The 16,679-nt window shown below is 39.4% G+C and carries 22 protein-coding genes and 3 tRNA genes; 1 reads left to right on the plus strand and 24 read right to left on the minus strand.

What is annotated here, in order from left to right:
• Positions 1-4 precede the first annotated feature (4 nt).
• The 18 genes from iscA to DX522_RS02730 form a co-directional block, all read right to left on the minus strand.
• Entirely contained in the window at positions 5-328 is a 324-nt protein-coding gene (gene iscA, locus DX522_RS02645; protein ID WP_115179726.1) for an iron-sulfur cluster assembly protein IscA, read from the minus strand.
• 50 nt (positions 329-378) lie between these two features.
• Positions 379-762 carry a Fe-S cluster assembly scaffold IscU gene (iscU, locus tag DX522_RS02650; RefSeq protein ID WP_005696665.1) on the minus strand — a complete coding sequence of 128 codons (384 nt, stop codon included), beginning with the start codon at positions 760-762 and terminating at the stop codon, positions 379-381.
• A 54-nt stretch (positions 763-816) separates the two neighbouring features.
• Positions 817-2,031, minus strand: coding sequence for an IscS subfamily cysteine desulfurase (locus tag DX522_RS02655; RefSeq protein WP_115179727.1), 1,215 nt, complete (start codon positions 2,029-2,031; stop codon positions 817-819).
• A 63-nt stretch (positions 2,032-2,094) separates the two neighbouring features.
• Positions 2,095-2,550, minus strand: a complete 456-nt coding sequence (gene iscR / locus DX522_RS02660; RefSeq protein ID WP_070715296.1) for a Fe-S cluster assembly transcriptional regulator IscR — start codon at positions 2,548-2,550, stop codon at positions 2,095-2,097.
• A 59-nt stretch (positions 2,551-2,609) separates the two neighbouring features.
• Complete coding sequence (gene trmJ / locus DX522_RS02665) at positions 2,610-3,329, minus strand: tRNA (cytosine(32)/uridine(32)-2'-O)-methyltransferase TrmJ (protein ID WP_115179728.1); 720 nt, start codon at positions 3,327-3,329, stop codon at positions 2,610-2,612.
• 122 nt (positions 3,330-3,451) lie between these two features.
• A tRNA-Lys gene (locus DX522_RS02670) sits at positions 3,452-3,527 on the minus strand.
• A 30-nt stretch (positions 3,528-3,557) separates the two neighbouring features.
• Positions 3,558-3,633, minus strand: a tRNA-Lys gene (locus tag DX522_RS02675).
• A 25-nt stretch (positions 3,634-3,658) separates the two neighbouring features.
• A tRNA-Lys gene (locus DX522_RS02680) sits at positions 3,659-3,734 on the minus strand.
• A gap of 176 nt (positions 3,735-3,910) precedes the next feature.
• On the minus strand, positions 3,911-4,378 hold the full coding sequence (pal, locus tag DX522_RS02685) for a peptidoglycan-associated lipoprotein Pal (protein WP_005696669.1): 468 nt from the start codon (positions 4,376-4,378) through the stop codon (positions 3,911-3,913).
• A gap of 23 nt (positions 4,379-4,401) precedes the next feature.
• Complete coding sequence (gene tolB / locus DX522_RS02690) at positions 4,402-5,685, minus strand: Tol-Pal system beta propeller repeat protein TolB (RefSeq protein ID WP_115179729.1); 1,284 nt, start codon at positions 5,683-5,685, stop codon at positions 4,402-4,404.
• A 41-nt stretch (positions 5,686-5,726) separates the two neighbouring features.
• The gene (gene tolA, locus DX522_RS02695) at positions 5,727-6,974 is read right to left on the minus strand and encodes a cell envelope integrity protein TolA (protein ID WP_115179730.1); all 1,248 of its coding nucleotides are present in this window, start codon (positions 6,972-6,974) and stop codon (positions 5,727-5,729) included.
• An 18-nt stretch (positions 6,975-6,992) separates the two neighbouring features.
• A complete protein-coding gene (gene tolR / locus DX522_RS02700; protein ID WP_032803822.1) occupies positions 6,993-7,412 on the minus strand; it encodes a colicin uptake protein TolR in 420 nt (139 codons plus the stop codon).
• A 77-nt stretch (positions 7,413-7,489) separates the two neighbouring features.
• Positions 7,490-8,176 carry a protein TolQ gene (gene tolQ / locus DX522_RS02705; RefSeq protein ID WP_115179731.1) on the minus strand — a complete coding sequence of 229 codons (687 nt, stop codon included), beginning with the start codon at positions 8,174-8,176 and terminating at the stop codon, positions 7,490-7,492.
• Between the two features lie 20 nt (positions 8,177-8,196).
• Entirely contained in the window at positions 8,197-8,625 is a 429-nt protein-coding gene (ybgC, locus tag DX522_RS02710; RefSeq protein ID WP_262054152.1) for a tol-pal system-associated acyl-CoA thioesterase, read from the minus strand.
• Between the two features lie 71 nt (positions 8,626-8,696).
• Positions 8,697-8,984 (minus strand): cyd operon protein YbgE, encoded by a 288-nt coding sequence (gene ybgE, locus DX522_RS02715; protein ID WP_115179732.1) that lies wholly within the window; start codon positions 8,982-8,984, stop codon positions 8,697-8,699.
• 2 nt (positions 8,985-8,986) lie between these two features.
• Positions 8,987-9,085, minus strand: a complete 99-nt coding sequence (locus tag DX522_RS02720) for a cytochrome bd oxidase small subunit, CydX/CbdX family (RefSeq protein WP_101494276.1) — start codon at positions 9,083-9,085, stop codon at positions 8,987-8,989.
• Positions 9,086-9,096: 11 nt separating this feature from the next.
• Positions 9,097-10,236 carry a cytochrome d ubiquinol oxidase subunit II gene (gene cydB / locus DX522_RS02725; protein WP_049374448.1) on the minus strand — a complete coding sequence of 380 codons (1,140 nt, stop codon included), beginning with the start codon at positions 10,234-10,236 and terminating at the stop codon, positions 9,097-9,099.
• A gap of 14 nt (positions 10,237-10,250) precedes the next feature.
• The gene (locus DX522_RS02730; RefSeq protein WP_115179733.1) at positions 10,251-11,816 is read right to left on the minus strand and encodes a cytochrome ubiquinol oxidase subunit I; all 1,566 of its coding nucleotides are present in this window, start codon (positions 11,814-11,816) and stop codon (positions 10,251-10,253) included.
• 459 nt (positions 11,817-12,275) lie between these two features.
• Between DX522_RS02730 and DX522_RS02735 the strand changes: the two genes are divergently transcribed.
• Complete coding sequence (locus DX522_RS02735) at positions 12,276-12,596, plus strand: DUF5339 domain-containing protein (RefSeq protein ID WP_115179734.1); 321 nt, start codon at positions 12,276-12,278, stop codon at positions 12,594-12,596.
• A 55-nt stretch (positions 12,597-12,651) separates the two neighbouring features.
• On the opposite strand, the gene ruvB is transcribed toward DX522_RS02735, so the two are convergent.
• The 6 genes from ruvB to nudB are packed head-to-tail and all read right to left on the minus strand — an operon-like array spanning position 12,652 to position 16,666.
• Positions 12,652-13,659 (minus strand): Holliday junction branch migration DNA helicase RuvB, encoded by a 1,008-nt coding sequence (gene ruvB / locus DX522_RS02740; protein ID WP_115179735.1) that lies wholly within the window; start codon positions 13,657-13,659, stop codon positions 12,652-12,654.
• A 13-nt stretch (positions 13,660-13,672) separates the two neighbouring features.
• Positions 13,673-14,284, minus strand: coding sequence for a Holliday junction branch migration protein RuvA (gene ruvA / locus DX522_RS02745; RefSeq protein WP_115179736.1), 612 nt, complete (start codon positions 14,282-14,284; stop codon positions 13,673-13,675).
• A gap of 58 nt (positions 14,285-14,342) precedes the next feature.
• Positions 14,343-14,915 (minus strand): crossover junction endodeoxyribonuclease RuvC, encoded by a 573-nt coding sequence (gene ruvC / locus DX522_RS02750; protein ID WP_115179737.1) that lies wholly within the window; start codon positions 14,913-14,915, stop codon positions 14,343-14,345.
• Between the two features lie 50 nt (positions 14,916-14,965).
• On the minus strand, positions 14,966-15,400 hold the full coding sequence (locus DX522_RS02755; protein WP_115179738.1) for a hypothetical protein: 435 nt from the start codon (positions 15,398-15,400) through the stop codon (positions 14,966-14,968).
• A gap of 17 nt (positions 15,401-15,417) precedes the next feature.
• Positions 15,418-16,158: a YebC/PmpR family DNA-binding transcriptional regulator gene (locus tag DX522_RS02760; protein ID WP_005697071.1), complete on the minus strand. Its 741-nt coding sequence runs from the start codon at positions 16,156-16,158 to the stop codon at positions 15,418-15,420.
• Between the two features lie 49 nt (positions 16,159-16,207).
• Complete coding sequence (nudB, locus tag DX522_RS02765; protein WP_115179739.1) at positions 16,208-16,666, minus strand: dihydroneopterin triphosphate diphosphatase; 459 nt, start codon at positions 16,664-16,666, stop codon at positions 16,208-16,210.
• Positions 16,667-16,679 lie beyond the last annotated feature (13 nt).

Below are 16,679 nucleotides of genomic sequence, written 5' to 3' on the forward strand. Positions count from 1 at the left end.
TTCCTTAAACATGGAAACTTTCACCACATCCACATGATTCTTTCACATTTGGATTGTTATATTTAAAGCCTTCGTTCAAGCCTTCTTTGACATAATCTAGCTCAATGCCATCTAAATAAACCAAGCTTTTTGGATCGACTATGACTTTCACGCCATGCTGCTCAAAAACAAGATCGTCATCATTGAGCACATCAACGAATTCAAGCACATAGCCTAAACCCGAACAACCTGATGTTTTCACACCTAAGCGTAAACCGATGCCTTTTCCACGATTTTCAAGAAAAGTACAAACTCGTTGTGCCGCTTTTTCAGTGAGTGTTATAGACATATTCTGATCCTTAAATTGATAAAGTGCGGTCATTTTCAACCGCACTTTGATTACTTACCTTGTTTATTTTTATAGTCAGCAATGGCGGCTTTAATTGCATCTTCTGCTAAAATTGAGCAGTGAACTTTTACCGGTGGTAATTCAAGTTCTTCCGCAATTTGACTGTTTTTGATTGCACCTGCTTCATCTAAAGATTTGCCTTTTACCCATTCAGTAATTAAAGAGCTAGAAGCAATCGCAGAACCACAACCATAAGTTTTGAATTTTGCATCTTCAATAATGCCGCTGTCATTTACTTTGATTTGTAACTGCATAACGTCACCACAAGCTGGAGCGCCCACCATGCCGGTTCCCACAGAATTATCTTTTTTGTCCATTGAACCAACATTCCGTGGATTTTCGTAATGATCGATAACTTTTTCGCTGTATGCCATATTATGTTCCTTTCCTAAATAAGTTGCTATCAGGCGGTCAAGCCGCCTTGAAAATTAGTGGGCAGCCCACTCAATAGTGTTTAAATCAATGCCTTCTTTGAACATATCCCAAAGTGGCGATAATTCACGAAGTTTCGCTACTGCACCATGCATTAAATTAATGGTGTAATCAATTTCTTCTTCAGTAGTCCAACGACCAAGCGTGAAACGAATTGAGCTATGTGCTAATTCATCATTACGACCTAATGCACGTAATACATAAGATGGCTCTAAACTTGCAGACGTACAAGCGGAACCTGAAGATACTGCAATATCACGTAATGCCATCATTAACGACTCACCTTCAACATAGTTAAAGCTGATGTTCAAATTATTCGCTACGCGGTGTTCCATTGAACCATTTACATAGGTTTCTTCAATCTCTTTAAGACCATTGTATAAACGATCGCGCAATGCTCGGATACGTGGCATTTCAGTATCCATTTCTTCTTTTGCAATGCGATATGCTTCACCCATACCAACGATTTGGTGTACCGGTAATGTACCTGAACGCATACCACGTTCGTGGCCACCACCATGGATAATCGCTTCTAAACGAACGCGAGGTTTACGACAAACATATAATGCCCCGATACCTTTGGGTCCGTACAATTTGTGACTAGACATTGACATCAAATCAACCGGTAATTCAGCAAGATTAATTTCTACTTTACCGACACTTTGTGTTGCATCTACGTGGAAAATGGTTTTGTTTGAACGGCAAAGCTCACCAATTGCTTTAATATCTTGAATCACGCCAATCTCATTATTTACATGCATAATTGACACAACAATTGTGTCTGGACGCAATGCTGCTTTAAATTTCTCAAGATCAATTAAACCATCTTCTTCTGGATCTAAATAGGTGACTTCAAAGCCTTCACGCTCTAATTGACGGCAAGTATCCAATACAGCCTTATGTTCAGTTTTGCAGGTGATAATGTGCTTACCTTTTGTTTGATAAAAGTGCGCCGCACCTTTAATTGCAAGGTTATCTGCTTCTGTTGCGCCAGAAGTAAACACGATCTCACGTGAGTCTGCGCCAATCAAATCCGCAATTTGATTACGTGCAATATCAACCGCTTCTTCAGCTTGCCAGCCAAATTTATGTGAACGAGATGCTGGATTACCGAATACACCATCAATGGTTAAATATTCCATCATTTTTTGAGCTACACGTTCATCCACTGGACATGTTGCTGCATAATCTAAATAAATTGGTAATTTCATTTTCACTCCTAAATAACTACCAAAAATGCCATCATTCTGACCGCACTTTGATCTACTTTCCTATTATTGGTTAACGACAACCAAATCATCAAAATCTTTGTGAGCTTTATGTTTTCCTGATTTTTTCTCCACAAGCTCGGCTAATGTAATCTCATCTAAAAAATCAGAAATACGATCACTTAAATCTTGCCATAAAGTATGAGTTAAACATTCAACCCCACCTTTACAATTTCCCTTTCCAAGGCATCTTGTAACATTAATGTTCTCATTTACGGCAGAGATCACCATACCGATAGAAATTTGATCAGTTGGTAAAGCTAAACGATAGCCACCACCCGGACCTCGAACACTTTTTACTAATCCACCACGACGCAATTTTGCAAATAATTGCTCAAGATAAGAAAGTGAAATATTTTGACGTTCTGAGATATCCGCTAAACAAACTGGAGCTGTCCCCGCATGTAATGCGATATCTAAAATTGCGGTAACCGCATATCGCCCTTTAGATGTAAGTTTCATAAAGCATCCCTATTAATCGCCGTTTGGATAGTTTACATATCTGACTATGATAGTCAATTTTAGTCTTTTTGCAGATTAAGGCGTTTTTCGACCGCACTTAACATTCCTCGCAAAATATTTAATTCATTTTTTTCTAGAGAAGAACGGTTATAAAGTCGTCTTAACTTTTGTATAACCCCTTGATTTTGAATAAAACCAAGAGACTGATACACCTGTTCCGTATGAGCAAAAAAATACTCCATTTCTTGTGCTGTTGGATAGATATTTTCTATTGTTGAAAGTGCAGTTTCCGTTCTATTTTTCACTAAAAATGCAATTCGAATTTCATAACTTACCAACTGCACTGCCATCGCTAAATTTAGCGAAGAATATTCAGGATTCGCAGGGATATTTAAATGATAATGACATTTAAGTAATTCTTCATTTGTGAGCCCAACACGCTCACGACCGAACACGATTGCCACTTGGCCTTGATGTGCACTGACTTTCTCCGCACATTCTCTTGGCTCAATCAACGTACTCTGTAAATGGCGTAATCTCGCGCTGGTCCCAATTACTAATGAGCAATCTTCTATTGCTTGTTCAAAAGTATCAACAATGTGGGCATTACGCACAACATCATCAGCGCCTGCAGCTAATGCAATAGATTGCTCATCCACCGATTTTGGCGAGACCAAATAAAGGTTGGATAATCCCATTGTTTTCATCGCACGCGAGGCTGAACCGATGTTCCCGCTATGTGATGTTTCAACCAAAACAATTCGAATATTTTGTAACATTTTATGCCCGACTTAACTTTGTGGATATTCTACCATAATAACCGCTAAATATAGTCAAGAATTTTGAAAATATTTTACTTTTTTGTAAATTTATTAACAAACAGGAGAAATAAGATGTTGAGTGGTGGGCTGTGAGAGGCTCGAACTCTCGACCGACGGATTAAGAGTCCGCTGCTCTACCAACTGAGCTAACAACCCAACCGGTTAAATAATGATCTGTAAAATAGATGGTGGGTCGTGAAGGATTCGAACCTTCGACCAACGGATTAAAAGTCCGCTGCTCTACCGACTGAGCTAACGACCCATTTAGGAATTCTTCGAAATAAAAGTGGTGGGTCGTGAAGGATTCGAACCTTCGACCAACGGATTAAAAGTCCGCTGCTCTACCGACTGAGCTAACGACCCACATCATTTCGTAACAGGTGCGTATATTACCGATTTTATTTTCTGACGCAAGAAAAATCTGAAGAAATTGTGTTAATTGCGCGAATACTCGTCAATTTGTACCAATATCTTAGAACAAATAAAAAAGGAGAGTATTTCTACTCTCCCTTTTTCTAAGAATCAAAATTCTCTAGAAATTAGTATGCTAACACTGCACGACGGTTTTTAGAGTATGCTGCTTCATCGTGACCTAACACTGCCGGTTTTTCTTCACCGTAAGAAACAGTTGATACTTTACCAGCGTCAACACCTTTACCAGCTAAGAAACCTTTAACTGCGTCAGCACGACGTTGACCTAAAGCGATGTTGTACTCTGGAGTACCACGTTCGTCAGTGTTACCTTCAACAACCACTTTAGAAGCTGGAGTTGCATTTAAGTATGCAGCGTGAGCATCTAAGATTTGAACATATTCACCTTCGATGTTGAATTTGTCGAAACCGAAGTAAACGGTGTTATAACGTTGTTGAAGATCTTCAACAGAGTAACCACCGAAAGTTTGACCGTTGTTAGCACCGTTGCCTGCTGCATCGTTGTTTGATGAGCTACATGCTGCTAATGCAGCTACTGAACCAGCAACTAATAATGATTTAACAAATTTGTTCATTAGATTTCTCCTCAATGAGTTTTTTATTTAGTCAAGTATGGAGACCAAGCTGGAAATTTCACTTGGCCATTACTTCCTGGAAGACTCGCTTTAAAGCGACCATCTGCAGAAACCAATTGTAACACCTTTCCTAGCCCTTGTGTAGAGCTGTAAATAATCATGATACCGTTAGGAGAAATACTTGGGCTTTCACCTAAGAAAGATGTACTTAATACTTCAGAGCTACCGCTGGTGAGATCTTGTTTTACCACGTTATTATTACCGTTGATCATTACAAGTGTTTTACCATCACTACTGATTTGCGCACTACCACGACCGCCAACTGGTGATGCACCACCACCGCTTGCACTCATTCGATAAACTTGTGGTGAACCACCTCTATCTGAAGTAAAGAGAATTGAGCTACCATCTGGAGACCATGATGGTTCCGTATTATTACCCGCACCGCGAGTTAATTGAGTAGGGGTACCGCCATTTGAGCCCATTACATAGATGTTTAATAAACCATCTTGTGAAGAAGCAAATGCGAGTTTTGAACCGTCTGGAGAGAATGCTGGCGCACCATTATGCCCTGGGAAAGAAGCTACTACTTTACGAGAACCTGAACCTAAGTCTTGTACAACAAGTTGTGATTTTTTGTTCTCAAAAGATACATACGCTAAACGTTTACCATCTGGAGACCAAGCTGGAGACATAATTGGTTGTGAGCTACGATTAACGATAAATTGGTTATAACCATCATAATCAGCGACACGAACTTCATAAGGTTGTGAGCCACCATTTTTTTGCACCACGTAAGCGATACGTGTTCTGAATGCACCACGAATACCAGTTAATTTTTCAAATACTTCATCACTCACGGTATGTGCACCATAACGTAACCATTTATTTGTTACTGTATAGCTATTTTGCGCAAGTACCGCACCTAGTGTACCTGATGCACCTACAGTATCAACTAATTGGTAAGAAATGTTATAACCGCTACCCGTTGAAGTCACTTGACCTACAACAACAGCATCAATACCTAAAGCTGTCCAAGCTTCTGGTTTCACTTCAGCTGCAGTTGTTGGTTGTTGTGGCATTTGGCTTACTGGAATTGGGTTAAATTTACCACTATTACGTAAGTCATCTGCAACAATTTGACCAATATTTTCAGGTGCAGAACCTGCGAAAGGAACAACTGCGATAGGACGAGCGCCATCAACACCTTCATCAATCACAATTCGAACTTCATCTTCTGCCATTGTTGTGCTTGCAAACGCAAACATCACCACAAATAGCCCCATAACACGTTTGATCAATTTCATTTAATCACCTTATTTTAACGTTGTTACTTTCCTAAAACCAATTATCGAGCATTGATATCAAAGTCGATAGTCGGCGCTTTATATTTTTCATAAATAGCATCAGATGGTGCTGCTGGAACTTTTTTCGTTCTAGCTACCGCACTTAATGCTGCAGTACAAATATCATCTGGTCCAGAAACGCGCTGGTAGCCTAAAATCGTACCATCTCTACCGAGCTGAATTTTAATGCTACAAACTTTACCGGCAAAACTTGGATCTTTTAAGAAACGGCGTTGAATTTCACGCTTAATCACACCAGCATATTGGTCACCGACCTTGCCACCGTCTCCAGCCCCAAGTCCCGCACCACTACCTTGTGTACCGCCTTTATTCGCATTACCACCTTTAGATGCGCTACCACCACCGATGTCACCACCGTTCATGAAATCATCTAAAGCTGCTTGATCCGCTTTACGTTTTGCTGCATCTGCTTTGGCTTTCGCATCAGCCTTCGCTTTAGCTTCTGCATCCGCTTTAGCTTTTGCTTCTGCCTTGGCTTTTGCTTCAGCCTCTGCTTTCGCTTTGGCATCAGCCTCGGCTTTCGCTTTCGCCTTAGCATCTGCTTCTGCTTTCGCTTTCGCATCGGCTTCTGCCTTGGCCTTCGCTTTTGCTTCAGCATCGGCTTTCGCTTTCGCCTCAGCCTTGGCTTTAGCATCTGCTTCTGCTTTTTCTTTCGCTTTTTGAGCTTCAGCTTGTGCCTTCGCTTTTGCCTCTTCTTCAGCCTGTTTAGCTGCTGCAGCTAAACGTTTTGCCTCGGCTTCCGCTTTCAACTTCGCTGCCTCTGCAGCTTGTTTTGCTTTTGCTTCTTCAGCTTGTTTCTGTTTTTCTAACGCCTCTTGACGAGCAAGTTCTTGTTGCTGTTTTTGCTTTTCAATTTCTTGCTGCTTTTGTTTTTCAAGTTCTTTTTGACGTTGAATTTCCTGCTGACGCTTAATCTCTTCTTGTTTCGCAATTTCTTGCTGATTTGGTTCAGGTTCAGGCTCTGGTTTCTTCTCTTTGACTACAGGTTCTGGTTTTTTCTGTTTATCAGTTTGACCTTTCTTCTGTTGTTGAATACGTCCCCATTCCTGTGCTGCACTGCCAGTATCGACCATCACAGCTCCCATGGCATCACCTTCACCTTCTCCACCACCCATTATTTCAACGGTTTGATAAAGAGAGCTCCAAATCAACAAACCAAACAATGCAAGGTGCATCGCAATAGAGATGACAAACTCATTTGCACGTTTTTTTCGTCGATTATTCTGCACGGTTTTACCTACTTATTCTTAAATTGGGTTGGTCATTAAACCCACAGACTTAATGCCGGCAAGATGTAGTAAATTCAGTGCTTTAATCACTTCTTCATAAGGTACATCTTTTGCTCCGCCCACTAAGAACATTGTGTTATTGTCTTTATCAAATTCTTGTTTTGATAATTGGGTTACCATTTCTTCGTTAAGGCCTTCTTGGCGTTGACCACCAATAGAAATCGAATACTGCCCTACACCCGCTACTTCTAAGATAACCGGTGTTTTATCTTCATTTGATACATTTTGACTTTGCACCGAATCAGGGAGTTCCACTTGAACGCTCTGACTGATAATCGGCGCGGTTGCCATAAAAATTAACACTAAAACTAAAAGAACATCGAGAAATGGCACGATGTTAATTTCAGATTTAATGTCTTTACGCTGACGACGAGCCATAATTTCCTCTAAAACTTCCTAAAATCCACCGCACTTTTCATCTTATTTATTAAGTGCGGTCAATTTTTTATTGATTTTTAATGGTGCGCTTTACCAAAGGCTTGACGATGTAAAATTGTGGTGAATTCATCAATGAAGTTACCATAATTTTGTTCAATCGCATTTACACGTAAGCTTAAACGGTTATACGCCATTACAGCAGGAATCGCCGCAAACAAACCGATTGCGGTTGCGATCAAGGCTTCTGCGATACCTGGAGCAACCATTTGTAATGTTGCTTGTTTCGCACCACTTAATGCCATAAATGCATGCATGATCCCCCAAACGGTACCAAATAAACCAATATATGGACTTACAGAAGCAACTGTTGCTAAGAAAGGTACACGGCTTTCAAGGGATTCCACTTCACGATTCATCGCAAGGTTCATCGCACGAGTCGTACCTTTGATAATTGCTTCTGGCGCATCTGCATTCACTTGCTTTAAGCGAGAGAATTCTTTAAAGCCAACAAAGAAAATTTGTTCGCTGCCTGTTAGTACTTCACGACGATTAGATAAACCATCATAAAGTTTATTTAAATCTTCACCAGACCAGAAACGATCTTCAAAAGTGTTCGCTTCTTTTAACGCACTCGTCAAAATACGGCTACGTTGAATGATGATTGCCCAAGAAATAATTGAGAACGAAATTAAGATCACAATTACAAGTTGAACAACGATACTCGCTTTTAGAAAAAGATCTAAAAAGTTCAATTCTGCAGTCATTGCATACTCCGAAAAGTTATTTACTTTAAAAATGCCGCTTTTAATTCTTCAGGAATTGCGACAGGTTTCATTTTGCCTAGATCAACACAGGCTACCTTAACAGTAGCCTTTGATAACACCACCGTCTCACGAACTAACCGCTGTTCAAAGAGGATTGTTGCTCCTTTCACTGCCGTCATTTCAGTTTCAACAATAAGATAATCATCCAATTTTGCCGGAATACAATAGTCAATAGAGATGGTTTTGACCACAAAAGCTAATTGTTGTTCCTGCAATAATGATTGTTGGGAAAAATTAAGCGTTCTTAAATATTCAGTTCGCGCACGTTCAAAAAAATGTAAGTAACGTGCGTGATACACTACTCCGCCAGCATCCGTGTCCTCATAATAGACACGAACCGGAAAGGTAAAACATTGGTTATTCAAAATAATGCTCAAATTATCAGCCATAACAAGCCGCTTATTTTAGAACCAGTTCATTAGATGTGCAAGATCCAAATAATAATATTTGTCTATCGTTCTTATAAAAACCAATGCTGAACAATGGCAATTATTGTAGTGAAATAACCAATAAAGGGCAAGAAAACGAGCTGCCATATTGCTCGACGAATTTCAAATCCAATCCCGTGAATCCATAAATTAATCAATCCCCAAAAGATTGCAAGAATCCAAGCAGGATGAGCGGTTCGAAGTGCGGTTGAAAATTGACTTAAATTTAAAAAGAAAGCCGCAGTTAAAAATAACGCCAAAATAAACGAAAGGGTTCGCAAGGAACCCTTATTACTTAATTGATAGAGTGAATTAATCATCATTACTCGTCAAATTTACCTGACTTTTCTTTACCAATGGTTAATTTAGCACTCACCATAACTGCAGCCAACACACCCACTACCCAAATTACGTATAACATATTGTTTCTCCTTAGTATAATGAGTTTTTGTTGTCTTCAACAAAGCTTTCATCCAAGCGACCAAACATTTTGTAGTATGACCAAATGGTGTAAAGCAATGAGATGGTAACGAATACTAATGCCAAGTAGAACATTAAGGTTAATGTTAATTCACTTGACGTTGCATCCCACATTAATAAACTTTGTTCTGGATGAGTACTTGAAGGCATTACAAATGGGAACATTGATACTGCCGCAGTAATAATCACACCAGCCATTGTTAATACAGAGAAGAAGAATGCAAAACCACAACGATTTGCTTTAGATGCAATCACATTTAATAATGCACCAACCACAGCTAATGCTGGGAATGCCCATAAAGCTGGATTTTCATTGAAGTTTTTGAACCATGCTCCTGCTTCAACTGCTACTTGTTTGCCTGAAGTTGGCGCTGATGCTGCAAAGTGATCAATCGCGCTAGTCACCACATAACCGTCTTTGAAAGAAAGCCATACACCTGCAAGTACAAAAGTAATTAATGTCACTAATGCGCCAATTTGTGTAATTGCTCTTGCACGATCACGCAATGCAGCAGTGGTTTTCATTTGTAACCAGTTCGCACCGTGAGTTACTAACATTGCAAGACTTAACACACCGCAAAGTAATGCGAATGGGTTTAATAATGCAAAGAACGAACCTGTGTAAGTTGCTTGTGAAAGCTCATTTAATTCAAATGGTACACCTTGTAATAAATTACCAAATGCTACACCGAATACTAATGCAGGTACAAAACCACCAGCAAACAAGCCCCAATCCCACACAGCACGCCATGTTGGGTTATCAATTTTCGCACGATATTCAAAACCAATTGGACGGAAGAATAACGCAGCTAACACGAGGAATAAGGCAATATAGAAGCCTGAAAACGCTACAGAATAAACAATCGGCCATGCCGCGAAGATTGCACCACCAGCAGTTAATAACCAAACTTGGTTACCATCCCAGTGTGGAGCAATAGAGTTAATCATAATACGTCTTTCTACTTCTTTCTTACCTGCTACGGGTAAAAGTGCGGTCACGCCCATATCGAATCCATCTGTTACAGAGAAACCGATAAGCAATACAACAACTAGCACCCACCAAATAATACGTAGAATTTCATAATCAAGCATAATCCATCTCCTGCTTATTTAGATGATTGCTCAAAATAGTATTTGCCGGTTTTCAATGCACTTGGACCTAAACGTGCATATTTAAACATCAAATACATTTCCGCAATGATGAAGAAGAAGTAAAGTACACAAATTAAACCGATAGAGAACCATAAGTCACCTACACTCAAGTTAGAGGCAGACACACCCACCGGTAATACTTCATAAATCGCCCATGGTTGACGACCAAATTCAGCTAAGAACCAACCAAATTCAATCGCTAAGAATGGCAATGGAATACTCCAAAGCAATGCTTTAAGTAATAAGCGAGAAGAAGTCACTTTGTTACGTAAATTCTGAACAAATGCGCCGAAAGCTAATAAGATAATTAAACCACCAGCCGCTAACATACCACGGAATGCCCAGAAGTTAGGACCTACGTTTGGAATAGTATCACGTGCTGCTTGTTTAATTTGTTCATCCGTTGCATCAACAACTTTATCTGTGTAACGTTTTAATAATAAACCGAAACCTAAATCACCTTTGACTTCATCAAATTTTGCTTTAGTTTCTGGATTTACTTGACCTGCTGATTTTTTCTCTGCTTTTAATTGCGTGAATAAATCATAAGCAACCATACCGTTACGAACACGACCTTCATTTTTTGCTTGAATATCTTTCAAACCAACAATTTCAGTGTCTAAAGAACGCGTTGCAATTAAACCACCTAAGTAAGGGATTTCAATCGCAAAATCATTTTTCATTTCAGCGGTATTTGGAATCGCAACTGGATGGAATGGCGCTGGAGCTGCATGAGTATCAAACTCAGCTTCCATTGCAGCCAATTTCACAGGTTGTGCTTTACCAATGTCATAACCTGATTCATCACCCATAACTAATACAGCAGATGCAGCAATAAAACCAAATGTTGCCGCGACAGAGAATGAACGTTTAGCAAAACCAATATCGCGACCTTTTAATAAATAGAATGCACTGATACCTAATACAAACATTGCACCGGTTGTATAACCTGCTGTTAATGTGTGTAAGAATTTACTTTGCGCAACTGGATTTAACCAAAGATCTAAGAAGCTGGTCATTTCCATACGAACGGTTTCAAAGTTGAATTCCGCCGCTACCGGATGTTGCATCCAACCATTCGCAACTAAAATCCACATCGCAGAAAGGTTTGAACCAAAGGCTACGCAGTAAGTTGCGAGTAAATGTTTACCTTTAGTTAAACGATCCCAACCGAAAAAGAATAGACCCACGAAAGTGGATTCTAAGAAGAATGCAAGTAATGCTTCGATCGCTAATGGCGCACCGAAAATATCACCTACATAGTGAGAATAATAAGACCAGTTTGTCCCGAATTGGAACTCCATGATAATACCGGTCGTTACCCCTAGAGCAAAGTTAATACCAAATAACTTACCCCAGAATTTAGTCATATCTTTATATACTTCTTTGCCCGTTTTAACATAAATGGTTTCCATGATCACAAGAACGAAAGATAAACCTAATGTTAATGGTACAAAAATGAAGTGATATAACGCAGTTAATGCAAACTGCAAGCGTGAGAGATCAACAACGTCTAACATCTCAACTCCTTGTATAAATCTACAAGATTTTCACTTTATGATTACTAGGGATAACCCCAAATAACCACCCCAAACTACTCAACAGAAATTGTTAAGAAATATTGAATTATTTACGTAATAATTGCCTTTTCTATTCTCAAAACAGAATACAGTAACCGATTACAATATAAATATTCAAAAACTTGCCATATTCTACTACTATTTATGAGGATAAAAAACAGAAAAAACCGTTATCTTGATCACATTTTTTGATATAAGTTACAAAATACCCTATTTGGCATAACTATAGCGAAATTGATCTACATCAAATCTTGCATATTTATCTCGAATGAAAAAATTTATCTCTATCACAAGGAAACTTTATTGAAAAGAAATAGACAAAATAATCACTAGACAGGGTGACAAGATTTTGTTATTTTTTAGCCCAATAATATTTGGAAAGATTTGTAGGGATTTACAATGAAAAAAATTTGTGTAATTTTGACCGCACTTTTCGGTTCTATGGCACTATCTGCCACTGCAGCACCTATTACAGAAAACAAAGCTGCTCTTCCACAACAATGCACACAGTTATTTAAAGAAACAGAAAATTTGATTGCCCAAGCAGAAAAACAGCCGGGTACTCATACTCAAGTAGGTAAAATCAAAAGCAAACTCAATCAAAGTAAACAGCAAATTCTTGAAATGGAATTAGCGACTCAGCAAAAAAGCTGTGATGTGGGTTTAGCAAGATTAAATAGTATGAAGAGCTATATTGAAGGAACTGAAGGAACTAACTAAGCAGGTTTCAAAAAGAAAGGACATATTGATATCGATATGTCCTTTTTTATATCTCTTATTCTGATGGCTTCTGAAGTCCGAAGTGTCGATAAGTTAACGAAGTTGCAATTCGACCTCGAGGGGTGCGCTGTAAAAATCCTTGTTGAATCAAGTAAGGTTCTAAAACATCCTCGATAGTGTCTCGTTCTTCACCTATTGCTGCTGCCAAGTTATCTAATCCAACTGGCCCACCATCAAAACGTTCAATCACTGCGGTAAGCAATTTTCTATCTAAGTAATCAAAGCCCGCATCATCTACATCTAACATTGAAAGTGCTTGTTTCGCAATATCTGCCGAAATAATGCCATCATTACGCACATCAGCAAAATCTCGAACACGACGCAATAAACGGTTTGCAATGCGAGGGGTACCACGCGAACGACGCGCCACCTCAAAAGCCGCACTATCTTCTAATTCCAGATTTAAGCAAGAGGCACTTCTTGTCACAATAGAAGTTAAATCTTCAACGGAATAAAATTCTAAACGCTGAACAATACCAAAACGATCACGTAGTGGTGAAGTTAAAGAACCCGCTCGAGTTGTTGCACCAATTAATGTGAAAGGTGGCAAGTCTAATTTAATTGAGCGTGCAGCAGGGCCTTCACCGATCATAATATCCAACTGATAATCTTCCATTGCTGGATAAAGTACTTCTTCAATCGCAGGGGAAAGACGGTGAATTTCATCAATAAACAACACATCATGGGGTTCAAGATTTGTCAGCATTGCCGCTAAATCGCCAGCTTTTTCAAGAACAGGACCTGATGTTGTGCGAATATTCACACCCATTTCATTTGCCACAATATTAGCTAGCGTTGTTTTTCCTAAACCTGGAGGGCCGAAGATCAAAAGATGATCTAAGGCATCTTGCCGCAATTTCGCCGCCTTAATGAAAATATCCATCTGCTCTCGCACTTGTGGCTGTCCCACATAATCGGCTAAAAGCTTTGGACGAATCGCACGATCGATGATATCTTCATCCATCTTTGCCTGACTACTAATAATTCTATCTGCTTCGATCATATTGGTTTAATCTTTATAATGCGGCTTTTAAGGCTTCACGAATTAATTGCTCACTGCTTAAATCCGCTTTAGCGACTTTTTTCACCATTTTTTCAGCATCCGTTGGTTTATAACCTAATGCAACCAATGCAGCAACCGCTTCATCAGCTGAGCTTTCAGCTTGGCGCAATTCTGACGTTGAAGGAATATGCTTGCTCTCCACAAAGAAATAACTTTGGCGAACATCTTTAAACTTCCCTTTTAACTCTACCAATAAACGTTCAGCCGTCTTCTTGCCCACACCAGGAATTTTAACTAATTTTGACAGCTCTTCTCGCTCAATAGCGTAAGCAAACTGCTCTACTGACATAGCTGATAAAATCGCGAGTGCCAATTTAGGGCCAACACCATTGGTTTTAATTAATTCACGGAATAAAGTGCGGTCAGTTTTTTGGGCAAATCCAAAAAGAAGATGGGCATCTTCACGCACAACAAGATGGGTAAATAATGTGGTTTCTTGCCCGATTTCAGGTAAATCATAAAAACTGGTCATCGGTAACAATAATTCGTAACCGACGCCTTGTACATCAAGCAAAATTTCAGGAGGTTGTTTTTCTAATAAGATGCCTTTTAAACGACCGATCATAAGATTTCCACGTAAAAAAATTTTACATAGAATAAAATAAAACTGGATATTAATCCAGTTAAATTTTTAATCTAAATCGACCTCGGCTGTATCTTGTTTTTAAAAGTGCGGTCATTTTTTCGTGTGTTTCTGTCGTTTTGACCGAGCTAGCAATATGCAAAGAATGTTGAATGGTGTGAGCATGGGTAATCGCAATAGCTAAAGCATCTGCCGCATCTGCCTGAGGTTTATCTGAGAGCTTCAAAATTCGTGTCACCATATCTTGTACTTGAACTTTATCTGCAGAACCAATCCCAACAACAGTCTGTTTCACCAAACGAGCAGCATATTCAAATACAGGTAAATCATGATTCACTGCTGCCACAATCGCCGTACCACGTGCTTGCCCCAGTTTTAAAGCTGAATCCGCATTTTTAGCCATAAACACTTGTTCAATGGCAAACATATCGGGCTGGAATTGTGTGATGATTTCTGTCACGCCAGCATAAATTCGTTTTAAGCGTGTAGGTAAATCTTCTACCTGCGTGCGGATGGCTCCACTGCCGAGATATTCTAAATGGCGACCATTTTGTTTAATCACACCATAACCCGTTACACGAGAACCTGGGTCAATGCCTAAAATAATACTCATAAATTCTCAAAAATAAACGGCCGGTCAATGCCGGCCGTTTTTAGTGTTAATTATTGGTTTGCTTTTGCAGTTGCTTTTGCATCTACATCACAGTTTTTCACAACAATTTTGTCTGCTTTTTTACCTTTAATTAAAAGATTTACTGGCACAACAGAATCAAATTTATCTAAAGTTAAACCACTATCTACGTTCCAAACATATTTGCCTGAAGTAAATGAAGTGAAGTCTTTTTGAGCTGCATCACGAGCAAAATCTTTCGCGATAACTTTGTTACCCACCATCACCATTGCTGCTGTTGGCTCTTGGTTTTCGAATTGATAAACTGCAGTTACAGTTTTCTTGTTACAAGTATAAACTACTGTTTTATCAGTTACAGTAGGGGTGGCCATTTGTTCCGCTTTGTTTTCCATTTTTGGTGCATCGCTTGCACAAGCCGATAAAACAACAAGAGCGGCCATTGCTGGTAATACTTTAGATAATTTCATTATAAATCTCCTTAAAATTACAGCTGAGCTGCAACTTCATCACTAATTTCACCGTTATGATATACGTTTTGTACATCGTCACAGTCTTCTAACATGTCAATTAAACGCAACAATTTAGGCGCAGTTTCAAGATCAAGATCAACTGTTGTTGATGGAATCATTGTTACTTCTGCGTTATCAATTTTAAATCCTGCTGCTTCGATTGCATCGCGCACAGAACCTAAATCTTCCCACGCAGTATAGATTTCAAATGAACCATCATCTTGTGGTTGAACATCATCCGCACCGGCTTCAATTGCCGCCTCCATTAACGCATCTTCTTCACCTTGGCTAATTAAAATCAAGCCTTTTTTGCTGAATAAATAGCCCACAGAGCCTTCAGTCCCTAAGTTACCACCACATTTAGTGAAACTTGGTCGAACCTGTGAGATGGTTCGATTTGCGTTGTCACTTAGACACTCAACCATCACAGCAGTTCCACCCGGACCATAACCTTCGTAAATTCTTGTTTCCATATTGGTGTCATCACCACCGCCCACACCGCGTTCAATCGCACGGTTAATGGTATCGCGAGTCATGTTGCTCGATAAGGCTTTATCTACTGCCGCACGTAAACGCGGGTTCGCACTTACGTCACCGCCACCAATTTTTGCAGCAGTGACTAATTCACGAATTAATTTTGTAAAAATTTTACCGCGTTGCGCATCTTGTGCTGCTTTACGGTGTTTAATATTTGCCCACTTACTATGGCCTGCCATGTTGTTTTCCTTCTTATCTTAAAAACGTTTTTAAATTAAATCCTCTTTTCTATAGAGGAAAGCCGTTCATCAAATATTTTTTGATGGCCTCGGCATTATTCGGCGATTTCGTCATTTGGATCGCATGTTCTGGAGAAACCCATTGATGCGCCAAATGCTCACTTAATATCGGTTTAAATTCCTGCTCAACTGCCAATAAAAACCAATGTTCATGACAGTGAGTCACATTCGGTGCGTATTTATAGCGGAAATGCGAGAAAATTTCAAATTCTATGCTCTCTTTGCAATCAAAAAGTGCGGTCGAATTTTCTTCTATTTTTAATCCTATTTCTTCCCAAACTTCTCGAATTGCTGTTTCTCTTGGTGTTTCGTCGGTTTCCAATGTCCCCGTAACGGATTGCCAAAAGGTGGGATCATCTTGGCGCTGAAGCATAAGAACACGATGCGTGCTTTCCGCATAAATTACCACGAGAATCGATTGATTATTTTTATATTTCAAGCTCGTCATCTACATAATTGAG

The sequence above is a fragment of the Haemophilus parainfluenzae genome (assembly GCF_900450995.1).
In the GTDB taxonomy this organism is placed as follows: Bacteria; Pseudomonadota; Gammaproteobacteria; order Enterobacterales; family Pasteurellaceae; genus Haemophilus_D; species Haemophilus_D parainfluenzae_O.